Here is an 18,305-nt window from a genome sequence, read left to right on the forward strand (position 1 = left end):
GGCATGGCCGACACCCTCGACCCGGCGAACGTGCATGCCGTCTTCAAGGCGTACGACGTCCGCGGCACCGTCCCCGACCAGATCGACGAGACGCTGGCGCGCGTCACGGGCCGGGCCTTCGTCCAGGTCGTCGGGGCCTCGACCGTCGTGGTCGGCCAGGACATGCGACCCAGCTCGCCCGGGATGGCTGCCGCCTTCGCCGCCGGAGCCGCCGAGGCAGGCGCCGACGTCGTGATGATCGGCCTGGCGTCCACCGACCAGCTCTACTTCGCCTCGGGCCACCTCGGTCTGCCGGGCGCCATGTTCACCGCGAGCCACAATCCCGCTCAGTACAACGGGATCAAGATGTGCCGCGCTCTCGCGCTGCCAGTCGGCATGGAGACCGGCCTGGCCGAGATCCGCGACCTGGTCTGCGACCCTCAGCCCGTCGCGGACGGCGGTCCGACCGGGTCGATCACCGAGCGCGACGTGCTCGACGACTACGCGACGCACCTCCTCACGCTCGCCCCGGTCGCCGGCCGGCGCCTCAAGGTCGTCGCCGACGCCGGCAACGGGATGGCCGGTCACACCGCCCCGGCCGTCTTCGCGAAGCTCGGCGACCAGGTCGACCTGGTGCCGATGTACTTCGAGCTCGACGGCAGCTTCCCCCACCACGAGGCCAACCCGATCGAGCCCGCCAACCTGGTCGACCTGCAGGAGCGCGTGGTCGCCGAGGGCGCCGACATCGGGCTCGCCTTCGACGGGGACGCCGACCGCTGCTTCATCGTCGACGAGCGCGGCCGAGCGGTCTCGCCGTCCACGCTGACCGCACTCATCGCGTCGCGCGAGCTGGCCAAGGAGCCGGGCGCGACCGTGATCCACAACCTGATCACCAGCCGCTCGGTGCCGGAGATCGTCACCAGGCTGGGCGGCACCCCCGTCCGCACCCGGGTCGGCCACTCCTACATCAAGGCGACGATGGCCGAGACCGACGCCATCTTCGGCGGCGAGCACAGCGGCCACTTCTACTTCCGCGACTTCTGGCGCGCCGACTCCGGGATGCTCGCCGCGCTGCACACCCTGGCCGCGCTCGCCGAGACCGACCGGCCCCTCTCCGAGCTGCTCGCGGAGTTCGAGCTCTACGTGCTCAGCGGCGAGATCAACTCCGAGGTCGCCGACCAGGTCGCCGTCACGGCCGAGATCGAGGCTACGTACGCCGACGTGGACGGTGTCACGACCGACCGGCTCGACGGGCTCACCGTCAGCCACGCCGACTGGACCTTCAACGTCCGACCGTCCAACACCGAGCCGCTGCTGCGGCTCAACGCCGAGGGCCGCGACGAGGCCACCATGGTGGAGGTACGCGACCGCGTGCTCGCCCAGATCAGGAGAGACCGATGACCAGCCCCCAGAACGCCGTGAACATCGACCCGGCGCTGCTCGAGATCATCGTCTGCCCGGCCGACCGTGCCGAGCTGAAGCTGGTCGGCGCCGAGCTCGTCTGCCAGGGCTGCGGGCTGGCGTACCCGATCAGGGACGACATCCCGGTGCTCCTGGTCGACGAGGCCCGCAAGCCCGGCTGAGCGCCGCGATGCCGACCTGGTTCGACGAGTCCCGCCTCGACGACGAAGCCGCCCTCGAGGCGGGCGACGCACGCCTGCGCCACCTGGCCGAGTCAGGTGCCCGCGTCCGGCTCGCCGCCGGCGACGTGGCCGAGGCGACCGCGGAGGCCGTCATCCGGTCCGAGGACCTCAACCGTCCCCGGGCCGTCCTCGCGGCCGGTCCCGACTCACGACTGCTGCGCGCCGTGCTCGAACCCTGGTGCCCGGTCCCGTTCGTCGCGTGGCCGGCGCCCGCCCTCCCCGGGTGGGCGGGCAGCCTCGACCTCGTGGTCGTGCTCGCGCCCGACGGTGCCGACACCGGCGCGGCGTCCGCCGTCGCGGAGGCCGTACGCCGCGGCTGTCAGGTGATCGTCGCGTGCCCGCCGGGCTCGCTCGTCGCGGACCACGCGGCCGGCCGCTGGAGCACCATCTTGCCGACCACCGCGCGCGACCAGCTCGCGACCGCGGTGGTGGTGCTGGAGTACCTCAGCAAGGTCTCGCTGGGGCCGAGCGCCAGCGCCGACGAGGTCGCCGAGGCGCTCGACGCCGTGGCGATCTCGTGCTCGCCGCTGCGCGACCTCGCGGTCAACCCCGCCAAGATGCTGGCCATCGCGCTCGCCGACGCCAACCCGGTCGTCTGGGGTGGCTCGGTGCTCGCCGCCCGCGCCGCGCGCCGTGTCGCCGAGTCGATCCGGCGGGCGACGGGCCGCGCGACCCTTGCCGGCGACGCCGAGCACCTGCTGCCGGTGATCGAGGCGGCCCGCCCGCGCGACGTCTTCGACGACCCGTTCGCCGACGGCCCGGGCGAGCTGCGCCCGATCCTGCTGATGCTCGACGACGGCGCCGAGGAGCACGTCGTCCGCGAGCAGCGCGGCCGCCTCCTCGCGGCAGCCGCCGAGCGCGGCGTACGCGTCGAGACGGTCACCACGGACGCGACGACCGAGGTCGCCCGCTACGCATCGCTGCTGCTCAGCGGCACCTATGCGGCGGAGTACCTCCGGATCGGTTTCGTCGAGGACTGAAATCGCGCGACCCGGGTAGGACGGGTTCGTGGCTCATCGTGATCCGTGGTTCGACAACGCCAAGATGGCGCTGGTCACCCTCGTCGTGGTCGGGCACTCCTGGGTGCTCCTGCCTGACACGGCCGTCATCAACCACTGCTACGACTTCCTCTACGCGTGGCACGTCCCGGCGTTCGTGTTCGTCACCGGCTACCTCTCACAGCGCTTCAGCTACACCCGCGAGCGGATGTGGCAGCTGGTCCGCACGGTGGTGGTCCCGTACGTCGTCTTCGAGTGCGCGCTCGCGCTGTTCCGGATCTACGTCGGCGGCGAGAGCATGGACGACCTGTTCCGCGACCCGCACTGGCCGATGTGGTACCTCTCGGCGCTCTTCTTCTGGCGGCTGCTGACCCCGATCTTCCGCCCGATGTGGGGTGGTCTCGCGGTCGCCGTGGTCGTCAGCCTGGTCGCGGGCATGTACGCCGGCGACACGCTCGACATCGCCCGGGTGCTCGGCCTGCTGCCGTTCTTCGTGATGGGCCTCAAGGCCACTCCCGAGCGTCTCGAGCTGCTCCGCAAGAAGCCGGCCCAGGTCGCGGCGGTCGTCGTGTTCGTGTCGCTGTGGATCCTCACCACCTGGACCGACGTCTGGGCCAGCACCGAGTGGCTCTACTACCGCTCGCGCTACGACGAGATGGGCTACGGCGACGACATCCAGGCGCTGCTCACCCGGGCCTTGGTGCTGGCGATCGGCACCCTCGGCGCCTGGGCGTTCATGGCGCTCGTGCCTCGGCTCCACGGCTGGTTCACGCGGATGGGCGCCTGGACGCTGGTCGTCTACCTCTTCCACGGCTTCTTCGTGAAGTCCGCCGAGTACGCCGGCTACGGCAGCTGGGCCGATGCCCACGCCGTGATCTCGTTCGGCGTGACCTCGGCCTCCGCCGTGCTGCTCGCGCTGTTCCTGGCCTGGGAGCCCGTCGCCGTCCGCCTCAACAACTTCGTGGACCCGATCGGCTACGCCCAGAAGCACCTGCGGCACGCCGTCGACCTGACCGTGGCCAAGGACCAGGTCCAGCCGGAGGTCCAGGCGGAGGTCGAGGCCAAGGTCGAGGCCAAGGTCGAGGCGGAGGTCGAGGCCGGCGCCCGATAGGTTTCCACCCATGGCAGCAGATGGTGGGACCAAGGCGGTCGTCGCGGCCCTGCTCGCGAACACCGGCATCGCGATCACGAAGTTCGCTGCGTTCGCGCTGACCGGCATCAGCTCGATGCTCGCGGAGGCCATCCACTCGGTCGCCGACTCCGGCAACCAGCTCCTGCTGCTGCTCGGCGGCAACCGCGCCAAGCGCGAGGCGACGCCCGAGCACCCGTTCGGCTTCGGTCGGGAGCGCTACATCTACGGCTTCATCGTCGCGATCGTGCTGTTCTCCGTGGGCGGCCTGTTCGCGCTCTACGAGGCCTACCACAAGTTCCACGAGGTCCGGTCAGGTCACTCCCACCTGGAGGAGGGCTGGGTGCGGTGGGTGCCGATCGTGGTGCTGCTCATCGCGATCGCGCTCGAGAGCATGTCGTTCCGCACCGCGATCAAGGAGACCGACAAGCTGCGGGGCGAGGCGTCGTACTGGACCTTCATCCGACGCGCCAAGGCACCCGAGCTGCCGGTGATCCTGCTCGAGGACTTCGCCGCGCTGATCGGTCTGTTCTTCGCCTTCCTGGCGGTCTCGCTGACGATGATCACGCACAACCAGTACTTCGACGTCGCCGGCACCGCGCTGATCGGGGTGCTGCTCGTGTCGGTCGCGGTGACCCTCGCCATCGAGACCAAGAGCCTGCTGCTCGGTGAGTCGGCCGGCCTCGAGGCCCAGCAGCGGATCGAGGACGCCCTGACCGGCACCGCCGGCGTCGAGCGCATCATCCACATCAAGACGCTGCACCTCGGCCCGGAGGAGCTGCTGGTCGCCGCCAAGATCGGGGTCGCGCCCGGCGCCGACGCCGCGGCGATCGCGGCGGCGATCGACGCCGCCGAGGTGGCGATCCGGTCGGCCGAGCCCACCGCCCAGCAGATCTATCTCGAGCCCGACATCTACCGCGCGGACCACGTGCCGGCGGAGCGTCCGGAGCCACCAGCCCCAGCGGGACACTGATCACCTGAATCGGGTGTAGGCGGGCAGTCGTACGCGGCCGTAGACATGTGCCATGGCCACGACCGAGTCGACCACGACCCAACCGAGCCCGGCCAAGCTCTCGCTGCTGGCGCTGACGGCCATGGTCGTCGGCGGCATGGTGGGCGCGGGCGTGTTCTCGTTGCCGGCCCGGTTCGGCGTCGCCACCGGCATCCTCGGCTCCCTGATCGCGTGGGGGATCGCCGGCGCCGGCATGCTGATGCTCGCCTTCGTCTTCCAGAACCTCGCGATCCGCCGGCCCGACCTCGACTCCGGTGTCTTCATCTACGCCAAGGCCGGCTTCGGCGACTACGCGGGCTTCAACTCCGCGATCGGCTTCTGGGCGAGCACGGTGGCCGGCAACACCTTCTACTGGGTCTTCATGACCGCGACCATCGGCGCTTTCTGGGACGGCCTCGGTGACGGAGACACCGTCCTCGCGGTGGCCATCGGCAGCGCAGGGGTCTGGATCTTCCACACGCTGATCGCCCGCGGCGTGCGCGACGCCGCGGTCATCAACCAGATCGTCACGATCTTCAAGATCATCCCGATCCTGCTGTTCATCGTCGTGCTCTTCGTGAACTTCGACGCCGGCGTCTTCTCCGACAACTGGACCGCCACCGGCTACGGCGAGCTCGGCGACCTCAACGAGCAGATCCGCAACACGATGCTGATCACCACGTTCGTCTTCATCGGGATCGAGGGTGCGAGCGTCTACTCCCGCTACGCCAAGAAGCGGGAGGACGTCGGCAAGGCCACGGTCATGGGCTTCCTCAGCGTGCTGTCGATCTTCGCGCTCGTGACGCTCTCGAGCTACTCCGTCGTCCCGCAGCCCGAGCTCGCGGCCACCCGCCAGCCGTCGATGGTCGGCGTCTTCCAGTCGGTGGTGGGGGACTGGGGCGAGGTCTTCATCAGCGTCGCCGTCATCGTCTCGGTGCTCGGCGCTTACCTCGCCTGGACGCTGATGGCGGCCGAGGTCATGTACATCCCGGCCCGCCAGGAGGACTTCCCGGCGTTCCTGGGCCGGGAGAACGAGGCCGGCGCGCCGATCACCGCGCTGGTCGTCACCTCCCTGGCCGTGCAGGGCATGCTCGCGCTGACGCTGTTCGTCACCGACGCCCTCAACTTCATGCTCGACCTCTCGACCTGTCTCGCGCTGGTGCCGTACGTGCTGGCTGCGGCGTACGCCCTCAAGCTCGGCCTGACCGGCGAGACCTACGAGGGCGTCAGCGCGGGCGTCCGACGCAAGGAGACGATCGTCGCCGGGATCGCGACGGCGTACACGATCTTCCTGTTCGACGCGGCCGGCATGAAGTTCGTGCTGCTGATGACGGTCATCCTCGCGCCGGCCTCGCTGCTCTACGTGAAGGCCCGGAGCGAGCACGGCCGCCGGATCTTCTCGCCGGCCGAGATCGGGCTCTTCGCGCTGATCCTGATCGGCGGCGTCGTCGGTGCCGTCGGGCTCTGGACCGGCAGCATCACCCTCTGATGAAAGGTTCCGCATGACCGTGTCCTCGACGTACGGCGTCCACTCCGAGGTCGGCCGGCTCCGCAAGGTGCTGGTCTGCCGCCCCGGGCTGGCGCACAAGCGACTCACTCCCAGCAACAACGACGAGCTGCTGTTCGACGACGTGATGTGGGTGGAGAACGCCCAGCGTGACCACGCCGACTTCGTCAACAAGCTGACGCAGCGCGGCGTCGAGGTCGTCGAGCTCCACGACGTGCTCGCCCAGACGCTCGCCGTGCCGGGTGCCCGCGACTGGCTGTTGGACCGCAAGATCGTCCCCAACCAGGTGGGTCTGGGGCTCGTCGACGACACGCGCAGCTACCTCGAGACGCTGCCCGAGAAGGACCTCGCCGAGTTCCTCATCGGTGGTCTCGCGACCAACGACCTCCCGGACGACTTCCGTACCGACTACGTCAACCTGGCGCGCGAGTCGACCGGTGCGCGGGAGTACCTCATGCCCCCGCTGCCCAACACGCTCTACACCCGCGACACGACGTGCTGGCTGTACGGCGGCCTCACCATGAACCCGCTCTACTGGCCGGCCCGCAAGGAAGAGACCCTGATCTACAAGGGGATCTACCAGTACCACCCCGACTTCGTCGGCTCGACCGTGTGGTGGGGCGACCCCGACCAGGACTGGGGTCAGGCGACCTTCGAGGGCGGCGACGTGATGCCGGTCGGCAACGGCGTCGTGCTCGTGGGCATGAGCGAGCGGACGTCGCGCCAGGCGATCACCCAGGTCGCGAAGGCGCTCTTCGAGCAGGGGGCGGCCACCCGGGTGATCGTGGCCGGGATGCCCAAGCTGCGGGCCGCCATGCACCTGGACACGGTCTTTACGTTCGTCGACCGCGACATCGTCACGCTCTACCCGACGATCATGGACGCGGTGCACACCTTCACGCTGACGCCGTCGGACACCGCGCCCGGTGTCGAGGTGCGCGACGAGGGCTCGGCGAGGTTCGTCGACGTGGTCGCCCGCGAGCTGGGGCTGCCGTCGATCCAGGTGATCGACACCGGCGGAGACGTCTACCAGTCCGAGCGGCAGCAGTGGGACAGCGGCAACAACGCGGTCGCCCTCGAGCCCGGTGTGGTCTTCACCTACGACCGCAACACGCTCACCAACACGCTCCTGCGCAAGGCGGGCGTCGAGGTGATCACCATCGTCGGCGCCGAGCTCGGCCGCGGGCGCGGAGGCGGTCACTGCATGACCTGCCCGATCATCCGGGAGCCCGTTGACTACTGACGTCGCACCCCCGCTGGCGCGAGCGGGGCGTCGCGCGTGGGTGTCGCGCGTGGTCCTGCTGGTCGTCGCGGCCCTGGTGCTCTGGACCGCTGTCCAGCTGGTCGGTCGGGTCGACTGGCACGCGGTCGGGAGCGCGCTCGGCGAGCTCGCCTGGTGGCAGTTCACGGTCCTGGTGGTCGTCCTCGTCGCCCGTCAGGTCTTCAACGGGCTGCCACTCGCCTTCTACATCGAGGGCCTGTCCGTCCTCCGGGCCACCCTCAACGACCTCGCGTCGGTGCTCATGGCCCTGGTCGCGCCACCGCCGAGCGACCTCGCGATCCGGCTGGCGATGTTCAGCTCGTGGGGGATCCCGGTGTCGCGCGGCGCCGGGGGAGCGGTGATGAACACCGTGACGTTCTACGTCGCGCGGTTCTCCGCGCCGCTGATCGGCCTGCTGCTGCTCGCGATCGGCTGGCACGACATCGGCCCGGTCTGGTACGCCGCCGTCAGCACGCTCATCGCGGCGGCGATCCTCGTGGTCCTGGTCCTCGTCCTGCGCGGCCAGTCCTTCGCGGCCCGCGCCGGCGCGACCGCGGCCCGGATCGTCGGCCGGTTCCGCAAGGGCACCGACCCGGAGGCGTGGTCCGACGCGTGCCTGCGGTTCCGCGCCGAGATGTCGTCGACCTTCCGACGCGGGTTCCCACGCTCGATCCTGGCGATGCTGGCCCTGCTCCTCACCGACGGCACCATGCTGCTGCTCTGCCTGCGCTTCGTCGGGGTCGGACCTGGTGACCTGCCGGCCGTCGTCGTCTACGGCGCCTTCCTCTACGCCTACCCGCTGACGATCTTCCCGATCGCCGGGATCGGGGTCGTCGACGCCGCGCTCCTGGCCGCGTTCGTCGAGGTCGGCGGCCTCGACATCGAGGCCGGTGTCGTCGCCGCTCTGCTCGTCTGGCGGGTCCTCACCGTGCTCGGCCCCGCCGCGATGGGGGCGGGTGTCGTGGGGTGGTGGCGCACCACGGCGCGGCAGCCCTGACGGATCCCGCAGCCGCCGACGTCGTGCGAGGTGCGTCGAGGATTCTTCGGTTCGACAGAACCAGTTCTAACGTTGGAATCCAGGCCCTCCCGACGTTCTCGACACCGCAGGAGCAGACATGGACTTCAAGGTCGCAGACCTCACCCTGGCCGACTTCGGTCGCACCGAGATCAAGCTCGCCGAGCACGAGATGCCCGGCCTGATGGCGATGCGTGAGCGCTACGGGGCCGAGAAGCCCCTGGCCGGCGCGAAGATCGCCGGCTCGCTGCACATGACGATCCAGACCGCGGTGCTCATCGAGACCCTCGTCGCTCTCGGCGCCGACGTCCGCTGGGCGTCCTGCAACATCTTCTCGACCCAGGACCACGCGGCCGCCGCGATCGCGGTCGGCCCTAATGGCACTCCCGAGGACCCGCAGGGCGTCCCGGTCTTCGCCTGGAAGGGCGAGACGCTGGAGGAGTACTGGTGGTGCACCCAGCAGATCCTCGCGTGGCCCGGCGACGAGCTGCCGAACATGATCCTCGACGACGGTGGCGACGCCACGATGCTCGTCCACCTCGGCGTCCAGGCCGAGAAGACCGGCCAGGCGCCCGACCCGGCGTCCGCCGGCAGCACCGAGCAGCGGATCGTGTTCGAGGTCCTCAACGCCGTGCTGGCCGAGAACCCGAACCACTGGACCCCGATCGCCAACTCGATCAAGGGCGTCACCGAGGAGACCACGACCGGTGTCCACCGTCTCTACGAGATGATGAACGAGGGCACGCTGCTCTTCCCGGCCATCAACGTCAACGACTCGGTGACCAAGTCGAAGTTCGACAACAAGTACGGCTGCCGCCACTCGCTCATCGACGGCATCAACCGTGCGACCGACGTCCTCATCGGCGGCAAGGTCGCCGTCGTCTGCGGGTACGGCGACGTCGGCAAGGGCTGCGCCGAGTCCCTCAAGGGTCAGGGCGCCCGGGTCATCGTCACGGAGATCGACCCGATCTGCGCGCTGCAGGCCTCGATGGACGGCTACCAGGTCACCACGCTCGAGGAAGCCCTCCCGTTCGCCGACATCATCATCACGGCGACCGGCAACAAGGACGTCGTCACCATCGACCACATGAAGTCGATGAAGCACAACGCGATCGTCGGCAACATCGGTCACTTCGACAACGAGATCGACATGGCCGGCCTGGAGGCCGACGGTGTCGCCGAGCGCAAGACCGTGAAGCCGCAGGTCGACCTGTGGACCTTCCCGGGCGGCAAGGCGATCATCGTGCTCTCCGAGGGTCGCCTGATGAACCTCGGCAACGCGACCGGCCACCCGTCGTTCGTCATGTCGAACTCCTTCACCAACCAGGTGCTGGCGCAGATCGAGATCTTCACGAAGACCGAGGACTACCCGACCGGGGTCTACGTGCTGCCCAAGCACCTCGACGAGGAGGTCGCCCGCCTCCACCTCGACGCCCTCGGCGTCAAGCTCACGACCCTGAGCGACGCGCAGGCGTCGTACCTCGGCGTGGACGTGGCTGGTCCGTACAAGACCGAGCAGTACCGCTACTGAGCGACAACGACGCCGCCGGGTTCCGGCGGGCTGGCACTATGGACACCATGAGTGAGCCCGCCGGAACCTCGTCCGGTCAGCCGAGCGAGATGGCGGCCAAGGGGAGGATCCTCGTCGTCGACGACGACGCCGCCCTGGCCGAGATGCTCACCATCGTGCTGCGCCAGGAGGGCTTCGAGAGCCGGATGGTCACCCGCGGTGACCTGGCCCTCGACGAGTTCCGCGCCTACCGCCCCGACGTCGTCCTGCTCGACCTGATGCTGCCCGGCAAGGACGGCATCGACGTCTGCAAGGAGATCCGGGCCGAGTCCGGCGTCCCGATCGTGATGCTGACCGCCAAGGGCGACACGGTCGACGTCGTGGTGGGGCTCGAGTCGGGTGCCGACGACTACGTCGTGAAGCCGTTCAAGCCCAAGGAGCTCGTCGCGCGGATCAGGGCTCGGGTACGCCGCTTCGACTCGCCGACGCAGGAGAACCTCGTCATCGGCGACCTCTCCATCGACGTCGCCGGTCACTCGGTGACCCGCGCGGGGGAGCAGATCGGGCTGACCCCGCTCGAGTTCGACCTGCTCGTCTGCCTGGCCCGCAAGCCGTGGCAGGTCTTCACCCGCGAGGTCCTCCTCGAGCAGGTCTGGGGCTACCGGCACGCCGCCGACACCCGCCTGGTCAACGTGCACGTGCAGCGCCTGCGCTCCAAGGTCGAGCACGACCCGGAGAACCCCGAGATCGTCGTCACGGTCCGCGGTGTGGGGTACAAAGCCGGAACGGCCTGAGCGACCCGATGCTGCACGTCCGCAACCCCGGCTCGCACTGGCTCCCCGAGCCGGTACGCCGGGGGCTGACCTTCTGGCGTCGCTCGATCCAGGCGCGCGTGGTCGCCAGCACGTTGCTGCTCTCGGCCGCGGTCATCAGCGTGGTCGGCTGGTTCCTGCTGCAGCAGACCCGCGACGGTCTGCTCGACCACCGGGTCGACGCCGTCGTCGCCCAGTCGAACGACGAGACCGAGGCGGCGCGCAAGCTGCTGAGCACCGCACCCGGCACGGACAGCGACGTCGTCAGCCAGCAGCAGGCGCTCGCGGCGACGATCATCCAGCGCGGGGAGACCCGTGGCTTCTCCGCGGTCCTCTTCGGGCCGGCCGACAGTGGCGGCCGGATCGACGACGGTGGTGCGACCTTCACCCCGCGCCTCGACACCTCCAGCGTCCCGGAGTCGCTCGAGGAGCACTTCGACGACAGCTCCGAGACCGCGTGGACCTACACGACGATCAGGACCACCTCCGCGGACGGCGTGCCCTCCGAGGAGCCGGGGATCGCGGTCGGCTCGCAGGTGCAGCTCCCCGCCGACTCCCAGACGTACACGCTCTACTACCTCTTCCCGCTCAGTGAGCAGGACGAGACGCTCGACCTCGTCAGCCGGGCACTGCTCACCGCAGGTGCGCTCCTGCTGGTGCTGGTCGCCGGGATCACCTGGCTGGTGACCCGTCAGGTGGTCACCCCGATCCGGATGGCCCGGCGGGTGGCCGAGCGACTCGCCGCCGGCCAGCTGCAGGAGCGGCTCAAGGTGTCCGGCGAGGACGACCTGGCCCGGCTCGCGACCTCGTTCAACCAGATGGCCAGCAACCTGCAGCGTCAGATCCGTCAGCTCGAGGAGCTCAGCCGGGTGCAGCGACGCTTCGTGTCCGACGTGTCCCACGAGCTGCGCACCCCGCTGACGACGGTCCGGATGGCGGCCGACGTCCTCCACGACGCCCGCAAGGACTTCGACCCGACCACCGCGCGCGCTGCCGAGCTGCTCCAGATGGAGCTGGACCGGTTCGAGACGCTGCTCGTCGACCTGCTCGAGATCAGCCGGTTCGACGCGGGCGCGGCCGTCCTCGAGCTGGACGACGTCAACCTGGTCGACGTGGCCCACCGCATCGTCGACGCGACCCGGCCGCTCGCCGAGCAGCGCCACGTCACCGTGGTGGTGAGCGCCCCGGACCACCCGTGCCTGGCCGAGGCCGACGTACGCCGCGTCGAGCGGATCGTGCGCAACCTGGTGACGAACGCGATCGACCACGCGGCGACCGACCGGCTCGAGGCCGGGATCGTCGTGCACGTCGGCGGCGACGAGAACGCCGCGGCGATCGCCGTCCGCGACTACGGCGTCGGTCTCGCGCCCGGCGAGGCCTCGATGGTCTTCAACCGCTTCTGGCGTGCCGACCCGGCTCGCGCGCGCACCAGCGGCGGCACGGGTCTGGGCCTGTCGATCTCGCTCGAGGACACCCACCTCCACGGTGGCTGGCTGCAGGCGTGGGGACGTCCCGGGGAGGGTGCGCAGTTCCGCCTGACGCTGCCCCGCCGTGCCGGTGGGGTGCTGCGGCACAGCCCGCTCCCGCTGGTGCCGGCCGACGTGACGGAGCCCGTCGGATGAGGCGGCCCGCCCTGGCCGGCGTCGCCGCCGTGGCCGCCCTGCTGCTCACCGGCTGCGTCCAGATGCCCGACAGCGGACCGGTGACCGAGAGCCACTCCGACACCCGCGTGTCGGCCGGCTCCGGCGTCTACATCAACCCGAGGCCGCCGCAGCAGGGCGCCAGCACCACCGACATCGTGCGCGGCTTCCTGGCCGCGATGCAGGCGACGCCGATCCAGACCAAGACGGCGCGCGAGTTCCTCAGCGACGAAGCCGCCGCCAGCTGGGATCCGCAGCAGCAGACGGTGACGTACGCCGTCCCGCCGACGCCGCGCGAGACCCAGGACGGCGTCGCGGTCACGCTCGACGAACCGGACCGGCTCGACAGCCGCGGCGCGTGGCAGGGCGAGCTCCCGGTGGGCCAGCGGACGATCAGGTTCCCGATGGTGCTGGTCGACGGGGAGTGGCGCATCGACGCCGCCCCGAACGCCCTGATCGTCCCGGAGGGCTGGTTCGAGGACAACTACCAGCCCGTGTCGCTCTACTTCTTCGACCCCACCGCCAGCATCCTGGCTCCCGAGCCGGTCTACGTGCCGCGCGGCCAGACCCTGGCCTCGACGCTGACGCGCAGCCTCCTGCTCGGGCCGGGCGACGGCATGGACCGGGTGATCCAGAGCTTCATCCCGTCCGGCCTGAAGATCGCCGTCGGGGTCGCGGTCTCCGACGACGGCATCGCCAACATCTCGCTCACGGGAGATGCCGGCACCCTCACCTCCGACGCGGTCGGGCTGATGATGGCGCAGTTCGCCTGGACGCTGCGGCAGGACCCGTCCGTCACGGGGATCAAGGTCTCCATCGACGGTGAGCCCCTGCCCCTGCCCGGCGGGATGAGCTCCTACCGGATCGACGGCGGCGCGGAGTACGACCCGGCCGGCTTCCGGGCCAGCCCCCTCCTGTACGGACTCCGCGACGGTGTGCTCGCCTCCGCCACGACCGGCGCCCTGACCGCGGTCAGCGGGCCGATGGGCACCGACGCCCTCGGCCTGCGCAGCGTCGGGGTCGACGTCGACGCGACGACCGCCGCGGGGGTGACCGACGACGGCCGCTCGGTGATCGAGGCCCCGGTCAGCAGCTCGGACGACGGCCGCCCCCGCACCGTCTTCAACGGCACCGACCTGCTGGCCCCGCGCTGGGACTTCGCCGACCGGATGTGGCTGGTCGACCAGACCGCCGACGGAGCCGAGGTGTCGTGGGTCCGCGACGGGCGCTCGGCGACGGTCGACGTGCCGGGCGTCACCGGCGAGCAGGTCCGCGCGTTCCTGGTCTCGCGCGACGGGACCCGGTTCGTGGCCGTCGTACGACGCCCGAGCGGTGACTCGCTGATGATCAGCCGGATCGCGCACAGCCGCTCGGGACGGGTCCTGTGGGCGACGTCGGCCCGCCGGATCTCGACCGACTCGGACACCCAGCTCCCCGTGCGCGCCATCGCGTGGCGCACCAGCTCGAGCATCGCCCTGCTGAACCCGTTCACCACGGCCACGTCCCAGGTCCGCAGCGCGTCGGTCGACGGCTCGCCGGCGGGCTCGGACACCCCCGCGGCCACGGTCCAGGGGCGGCTGCGCTACCTCGCCGGGTCTCCCGTCCTCGACGAGCGGCTCTTCGGGATCACGTCGGGCAGCCTGATCGACCTCACCTCGCCGGACCACCGGTCGGTGCCGCTGTCGGACGGCGTCGACGCCGTCACCTACGCGGGGTGATCCACAGGCCGCTCGCGCGGCCTTGAGACCGGCCGGCCGCACTGGTGGCATCGACGCATGCCCACATCGCGAGGTCAGCTGGTGGACGGCTGGCTGGACCTCCTGCTCGGCGGTCGGTGCGTCGGCTGCGAGCGCCCGGGCCGGTTGGTCTGCGACGCCTGCGCCGCGGGGCTCCCGAGCGGAGGGCGACCCGCCTGGCCGCAACCGGTGCCCGCCGGGCTGGTCGCGCCCTGGACCGCGGCGGAGTACGCCGGGGTACCGCGGGCGATGGTGATCGGCCACAAGGAGCACCGCCTGCTCGGCCTGCGGGCACCGCTGGGACGACTGCTGGCCGGGGCGGTCGCCGCGGGGGTGGCCGACCGGACCGGACCGGTCGTCCTGGTCCCGGTCCCGTCCCGGCCCGGCGCGGCGCGCGGCCGGGGCCACGACCCGACCGGTGCCATGACCGCGCGCGCGGCACGCGAGCTGCGGTCCGTGGGCGCCGACGCCGTGGCGCTGCCGCTGCTGCGCAGCCGGCGCGGGGTCGCCGACCAGGCGGGCCTCGGGGCAGAGGCACGCGCGGCCAACCTGGCGGGCTCGATGCACTGCCCGACCGAGCTCCTCCGTCGCCTCGCCGTACGCCGCCCCCGGGCGCGCCTGGTCGTCTGCGACGACGTCCTCACGACCGGTGCGACGGCTCGCGAGGCACAACGGGCGCTCGAGGGCGTCGGGCTCCACGTCGTCGCGATCGCCACCGTCGCCGCGACACGCCGTCGGATCGGCGGGGCGTCCCGATCCGCGGACCCCTAGACCTGTTGCTGGGTTGGTCGACGGACTAACGTCTCTGTATGGAGTCCGTCCGGGTCCGTGGTTGCGTCGTCCAGACGCCCAGGTTCGCCCGGGTGGAAGGTCGGCTAGCCGATGCCAGTCGCAGGCGAAACGGTCCACGTAACCACGCCCTCGCCGGCGTGGGATCACGGTGCGGCTTAGTCGTAAGTCCTGCCTCGGCCCCGTCGTCAGATGCGACGACGGTCGGGAGAAGGTCAGTAGTGGCATCCAAGCTGCGAGAGCCTCAGCAGGCGATTGTGGGGTCGAAGACCAGGTCGGCCGGACGGACTCCTCTCCCTGGACGCCCGGGGCTCGTCACGAGCGCTCGGTGCTTCCGCATGCCCGAAAGAGGGTGCGTCCGGGGCTAGTACCGCCGAACACCAGATGTGCAATCGGGAGGTTCACATGGAAGTTGTGGTCACAGGTCGACACTGCGAGCTGACGGATCGATTCCGCAGTCACGTGGAGGAGAAGCTGTCGAAGCTCGAGAAGCACGATCACCGGATCATCCGGGTCAACTGCGAGGTCGAGTGCGAGAAGAACCCGCGCCAGGCAGACCGCGCCGTACGCCTCCAGCTCACCGCGTTCTCGAAGGGGCCCGTGATCCGGGCCGAGGCGTGTGCGGCCGACAAGATGGCTGCGCTGGACCTGGCCCTCGACAAGATGGCATCCCAGATGCGCCGGGCCTCCGACCGTCGGCGCGTCCACCACGGGCGCCACAACCCGGTCTCGGTCGGTGAGGCCCTGGCCGGCGTCGACGACGCGCCGGAGACCGACATCGTCACCCACGACCGCGAGGTCGGACCGATCTCGGTGACCGGTGACGGACCGCTCGTGGTCCGGGAGAAGACCCACCCGGCGGCACCGATGACCCTCGACCAGGCGCTCTACGAGATGGAGCTCGTGGGGCACGACTTCTACCTGTACGTCGACAAGGAGAGCGAGCGTCCGGCGGTCGTCTACCGGCGACGTGGCTACGACTACGGCGTCATCTCGCTGGACGTCGAGGCGACCGTCTGAGCGCGCTCGCCAGCTGAACCACAGGACGGGATGGCCCAGACGGGCCATCCCGTTCCGCCGTTCTGACCACCTCACTGCGCGCGTGGAGGGGCCCGCTCGTGCCATGATGCCTCCGTGGCCCCGCCGACGACCGAGCCGACGACCGACGCCGAAGGCGAGTCGATCCGCGTCCTCGTGGTCGACGATCAGGAGCTCTTCCGCCGTGGGTTGGTCATGCTGCTGGCCGCCGAGCCCGGCGTCGAGGTGATCGGCGAGGCCGGTGACGGCATCGAGGGCACGCTCCTCGCGGAGCGCACCGCACCCGACGTGGTGCTCCTCGACGTCCGGATGCCGAAGCGCACCGGCATCGAGGCGTGCCTGGCGATCAAGGAGGCCGTCCCGTCCGCCAAGATCGTGATGCTCACCGTCTCCGACGAGGAGGCCGACCTCTACGAGGCCGTCAAGAGCGGGGCCGCCGGCTACCTGCTCAAGGACTCCTCGATCGAGGAGGTCGCCCAGGCGATCCGCGTGGTCGCCGACGGGCAGTCGCTGATCAGCCCGTCGATGGCGGTGAAGCTGATCGACGAGTTCAAGCAGATGTCGCGCCCCGAGCGCGACCACGTCTCCGGCCTCCGGCTGACCGACCGCGAGCTCGAGGTGCTGCGCCTGGTCGCCAAGGGCATGAACAACCGCGAGATCGCCAAAGAGCTCTACATCAGCGACAACACGGTCAAGAACCACGTGCGCAACATCCTCGAGAAGCTCCAGTTGCACTCGCGGATGGAGGCGGTCATGTACGCCGTCAAGGAAAAGCTGCTTGACCTGCCCTAGTGCCGGCTTGCCGGCGCTAGGAATCTGCAGGCAGGTCGAGTAGCCGCGCGACCGAGGAACGAGGTCGCGACCGGCGTATCGAGACAGCGGTGGGCTGAGAAGCAGGCTGGAATCTGAGATCTGGTCTCGATTCGCTCGCTGGCGCTCGCTGCTCGACCGACGACGGGCCTTGTCGGCGGGTTCCTCTAGCCTCACCGCATGGAGTCGATGAGCGTCGCCCAGGCGCGGCGTACGGCGCTGGCGGGCCAGGGCTTCCTCGACAAGCCGCACGCCGAGCCGACGATGCGCACCTTCCAGCGCACGCTCGAGCGCACCGGCGTGCTGCAGGTCGACTCCGTCAACGTGCTGCAGCGCGCGCACTACATGCCGCTCTACTCCCGGATGGGTCCCTACGACGTCGACCTGCTCCGCCGTGCCGCCGAGCAGCGGCCGCGCCGCATCGTGGAGTACTGGGCCCACGTCCAGGCGTTCATGCCGGTCGAGCTCTGGCCGGTGATGCAGCACCGGATGGACGACCAGCGGGCCAAGCGAGGCAAGTGGGGCTTCGTCGCCACGAACGACGATCTCGAGCGCACCCTGCTCGCCGAGATCGCCGACCGCGGCGCCTCGACCGCCCGCGACCTCGACGACGGACTTCCGCGGCAGAAGGACAACTGGGGCTGGAACTGGTCCGAGACCCGCCAGGTGCTCGACTTCCTCTTCGCGTCGGGACAGGTCGCGATCGCCGGCCGCAACAGCCAGTTCGAGATCCGCTACGACCTCCCCGAGCGGGTGATCCCGGCGGCCGTGCTCGCGCAGCCGACGCCGACCCGCGAGGAGGCTGCCCGCGAGCTCGTCGTACGTGCGGCCCGGTCCCACGGCGTCGCGACGGTGCAGGACCTCCGTGACTACTACCGGATGGGGGTCGCCGACGCCGCGACCGCCGTGGCCGCGCTCGTCGAGGACGGCGAGCTGGTCCCGGTGAGCGTCGAGGGGTGGAAGCGACCGGCCTACCTCCACCGCGACGCCCGGGTCCCGCGCTGGATCAGGGCGCGGGCCCTGCTGAGCCCCTTCGACCCGGTCGTCTGGGAGCGGGCACGCACCGAGGCGCTCTTCGACTTCCACTACCGGATCGAGATCTACGTCCCCGCCGAGCTGCGGGTCCACGGCTACTACGTGCTGCCCTTCCTGCTCGGCGACCGGATCGTCGGCAGGGTCGACCTCAAGGCCGACCGGCAGTTCGCCGGAGGTGCCGGCCGGCTCGTCGTGAAGGCGGCGTACGCCGAGCCCGGCGCACCTGCCGACACCGCCGAGGAGCTGGCGATCGAGCTCGACCGGCTCCGCGGCTGGCTGGGCCTGGCGACCACGACGGTCGAGCCCCGGGGCGACCTCGCTCCCGCGCTGCTGACGCTGGTGTCCTGACGCGGCAGCGCGGGTTAGGGACCGCTTCGCGCGCTGGGTAGAGTGGCGCCGCCCCTGCTTTCGG

At 70.5% G+C, this 18,305-nt stretch carries 16 protein-coding genes; all 16 read left to right on the forward strand.

The window, feature by feature from the left end:
* Positions 1 to 3 precede the first annotated feature (3 nt).
* Positions 4 to 1,380 (forward strand): phosphomannomutase/phosphoglucomutase, encoded by a 1,377-nt coding sequence (locus ABLE68_RS14770; RefSeq protein WP_348872350.1) that lies wholly within the window; start codon positions 4 to 6, stop codon positions 1,378 to 1,380.
* A complete protein-coding gene (locus tag ABLE68_RS14775) occupies positions 1,377 to 1,562 on the forward strand; it encodes a Trm112 family protein (protein WP_425475634.1) in 186 nt (61 codons plus the stop codon). The genes ABLE68_RS14770 and ABLE68_RS14775 overlap by 4 nt, the downstream gene beginning before the upstream one ends.
* An 8-nt stretch (positions 1,563 to 1,570) precedes the next feature.
* A complete protein-coding gene (locus ABLE68_RS14780) occupies positions 1,571 to 2,602 on the forward strand; it encodes an SIS domain-containing protein (RefSeq protein WP_348872351.1) in 1,032 nt (343 codons plus the stop codon).
* Between the two features lie 28 nt (positions 2,603 to 2,630).
* Positions 2,631 to 3,731 carry an acyltransferase family protein gene (locus tag ABLE68_RS14785; protein ID WP_348872353.1) on the forward strand — a complete coding sequence of 367 codons (1,101 nt, stop codon included), beginning with the start codon at positions 2,631 to 2,633 and terminating at the stop codon, positions 3,729 to 3,731.
* A gap of 10 nt (positions 3,732 to 3,741) precedes the next feature.
* Positions 3,742 to 4,722, forward strand: a complete 981-nt coding sequence (locus tag ABLE68_RS14790) for a cation diffusion facilitator family transporter (protein WP_348872355.1) — start codon at positions 3,742 to 3,744, stop codon at positions 4,720 to 4,722.
* Positions 4,723 to 4,774: 52 nt separating this feature from the next.
* Complete coding sequence (locus ABLE68_RS14795; protein ID WP_348872356.1) at positions 4,775 to 6,229, forward strand: basic amino acid/polyamine antiporter; 1,455 nt, start codon at positions 4,775 to 4,777, stop codon at positions 6,227 to 6,229.
* 19 nt (positions 6,230 to 6,248) lie between these two features.
* On the forward strand, positions 6,249 to 7,490 hold the full coding sequence (locus ABLE68_RS14800; RefSeq protein WP_348873282.1) for an arginine deiminase: 1,242 nt from the start codon (positions 6,249 to 6,251) through the stop codon (positions 7,488 to 7,490).
* Between the two features lie 49 nt (positions 7,491 to 7,539).
* Positions 7,540 to 8,505 (forward strand): lysylphosphatidylglycerol synthase domain-containing protein, encoded by a 966-nt coding sequence (locus ABLE68_RS14805; RefSeq protein ID WP_348872359.1) that lies wholly within the window; start codon positions 7,540 to 7,542, stop codon positions 8,503 to 8,505.
* 118 nt (positions 8,506 to 8,623) lie between these two features.
* Positions 8,624 to 10,054: an adenosylhomocysteinase gene (gene ahcY / locus ABLE68_RS14810; protein WP_348872360.1), complete on the forward strand. Its 1,431-nt coding sequence runs from the start codon at positions 8,624 to 8,626 to the stop codon at positions 10,052 to 10,054.
* A gap of 38 nt (positions 10,055 to 10,092) precedes the next feature.
* Positions 10,093 to 10,827: an MtrAB system response regulator MtrA gene (mtrA, locus tag ABLE68_RS14815; protein ID WP_425475635.1), complete on the forward strand. Its 735-nt coding sequence runs from the start codon at positions 10,093 to 10,095 to the stop codon at positions 10,825 to 10,827.
* An 8-nt stretch (positions 10,828 to 10,835) separates the two neighbouring features.
* Complete coding sequence (mtrB, locus tag ABLE68_RS14820; protein ID WP_348872361.1) at positions 10,836 to 12,467, forward strand: MtrAB system histidine kinase MtrB; 1,632 nt, start codon at positions 10,836 to 10,838, stop codon at positions 12,465 to 12,467.
* Complete coding sequence (locus ABLE68_RS14825) at positions 12,464 to 14,203, forward strand: LpqB family beta-propeller domain-containing protein (protein WP_348872362.1); 1,740 nt, start codon at positions 12,464 to 12,466, stop codon at positions 14,201 to 14,203. Before mtrB ends, ABLE68_RS14825 begins: the two co-directional genes overlap by 4 nt.
* Positions 14,204 to 14,260: 57 nt before the next feature.
* Complete coding sequence (locus tag ABLE68_RS14830; protein ID WP_348872364.1) at positions 14,261 to 14,992, forward strand: ComF family protein; 732 nt, start codon at positions 14,261 to 14,263, stop codon at positions 14,990 to 14,992.
* 423 nt (positions 14,993 to 15,415) lie between these two features.
* Positions 15,416 to 16,030, forward strand: a complete 615-nt coding sequence (gene hpf, locus ABLE68_RS14835) for a ribosome hibernation-promoting factor, HPF/YfiA family (protein WP_348872365.1) — start codon at positions 15,416 to 15,418, stop codon at positions 16,028 to 16,030.
* Positions 16,031 to 16,144: 114 nt separating this feature from the next.
* On the forward strand, positions 16,145 to 16,840 hold the full coding sequence (locus ABLE68_RS14840; RefSeq protein WP_348872366.1) for a response regulator: 696 nt from the start codon (positions 16,145 to 16,147) through the stop codon (positions 16,838 to 16,840).
* Between the two features lie 198 nt (positions 16,841 to 17,038).
* Positions 17,039 to 18,241: a winged helix-turn-helix domain-containing protein gene (locus tag ABLE68_RS14845; RefSeq protein ID WP_348872367.1), complete on the forward strand. Its 1,203-nt coding sequence runs from the start codon at positions 17,039 to 17,041 to the stop codon at positions 18,239 to 18,241.
* Positions 18,242 to 18,305: the final 64 nt, after the last annotated feature.

The sequence above is a fragment of the Nocardioides pollutisoli genome (assembly GCF_040045055.1).
In the GTDB taxonomy this organism is placed as follows: Bacteria; Actinomycetota; Actinomycetes; order Propionibacteriales; family Nocardioidaceae; genus Nocardioides; species Nocardioides tweenelious.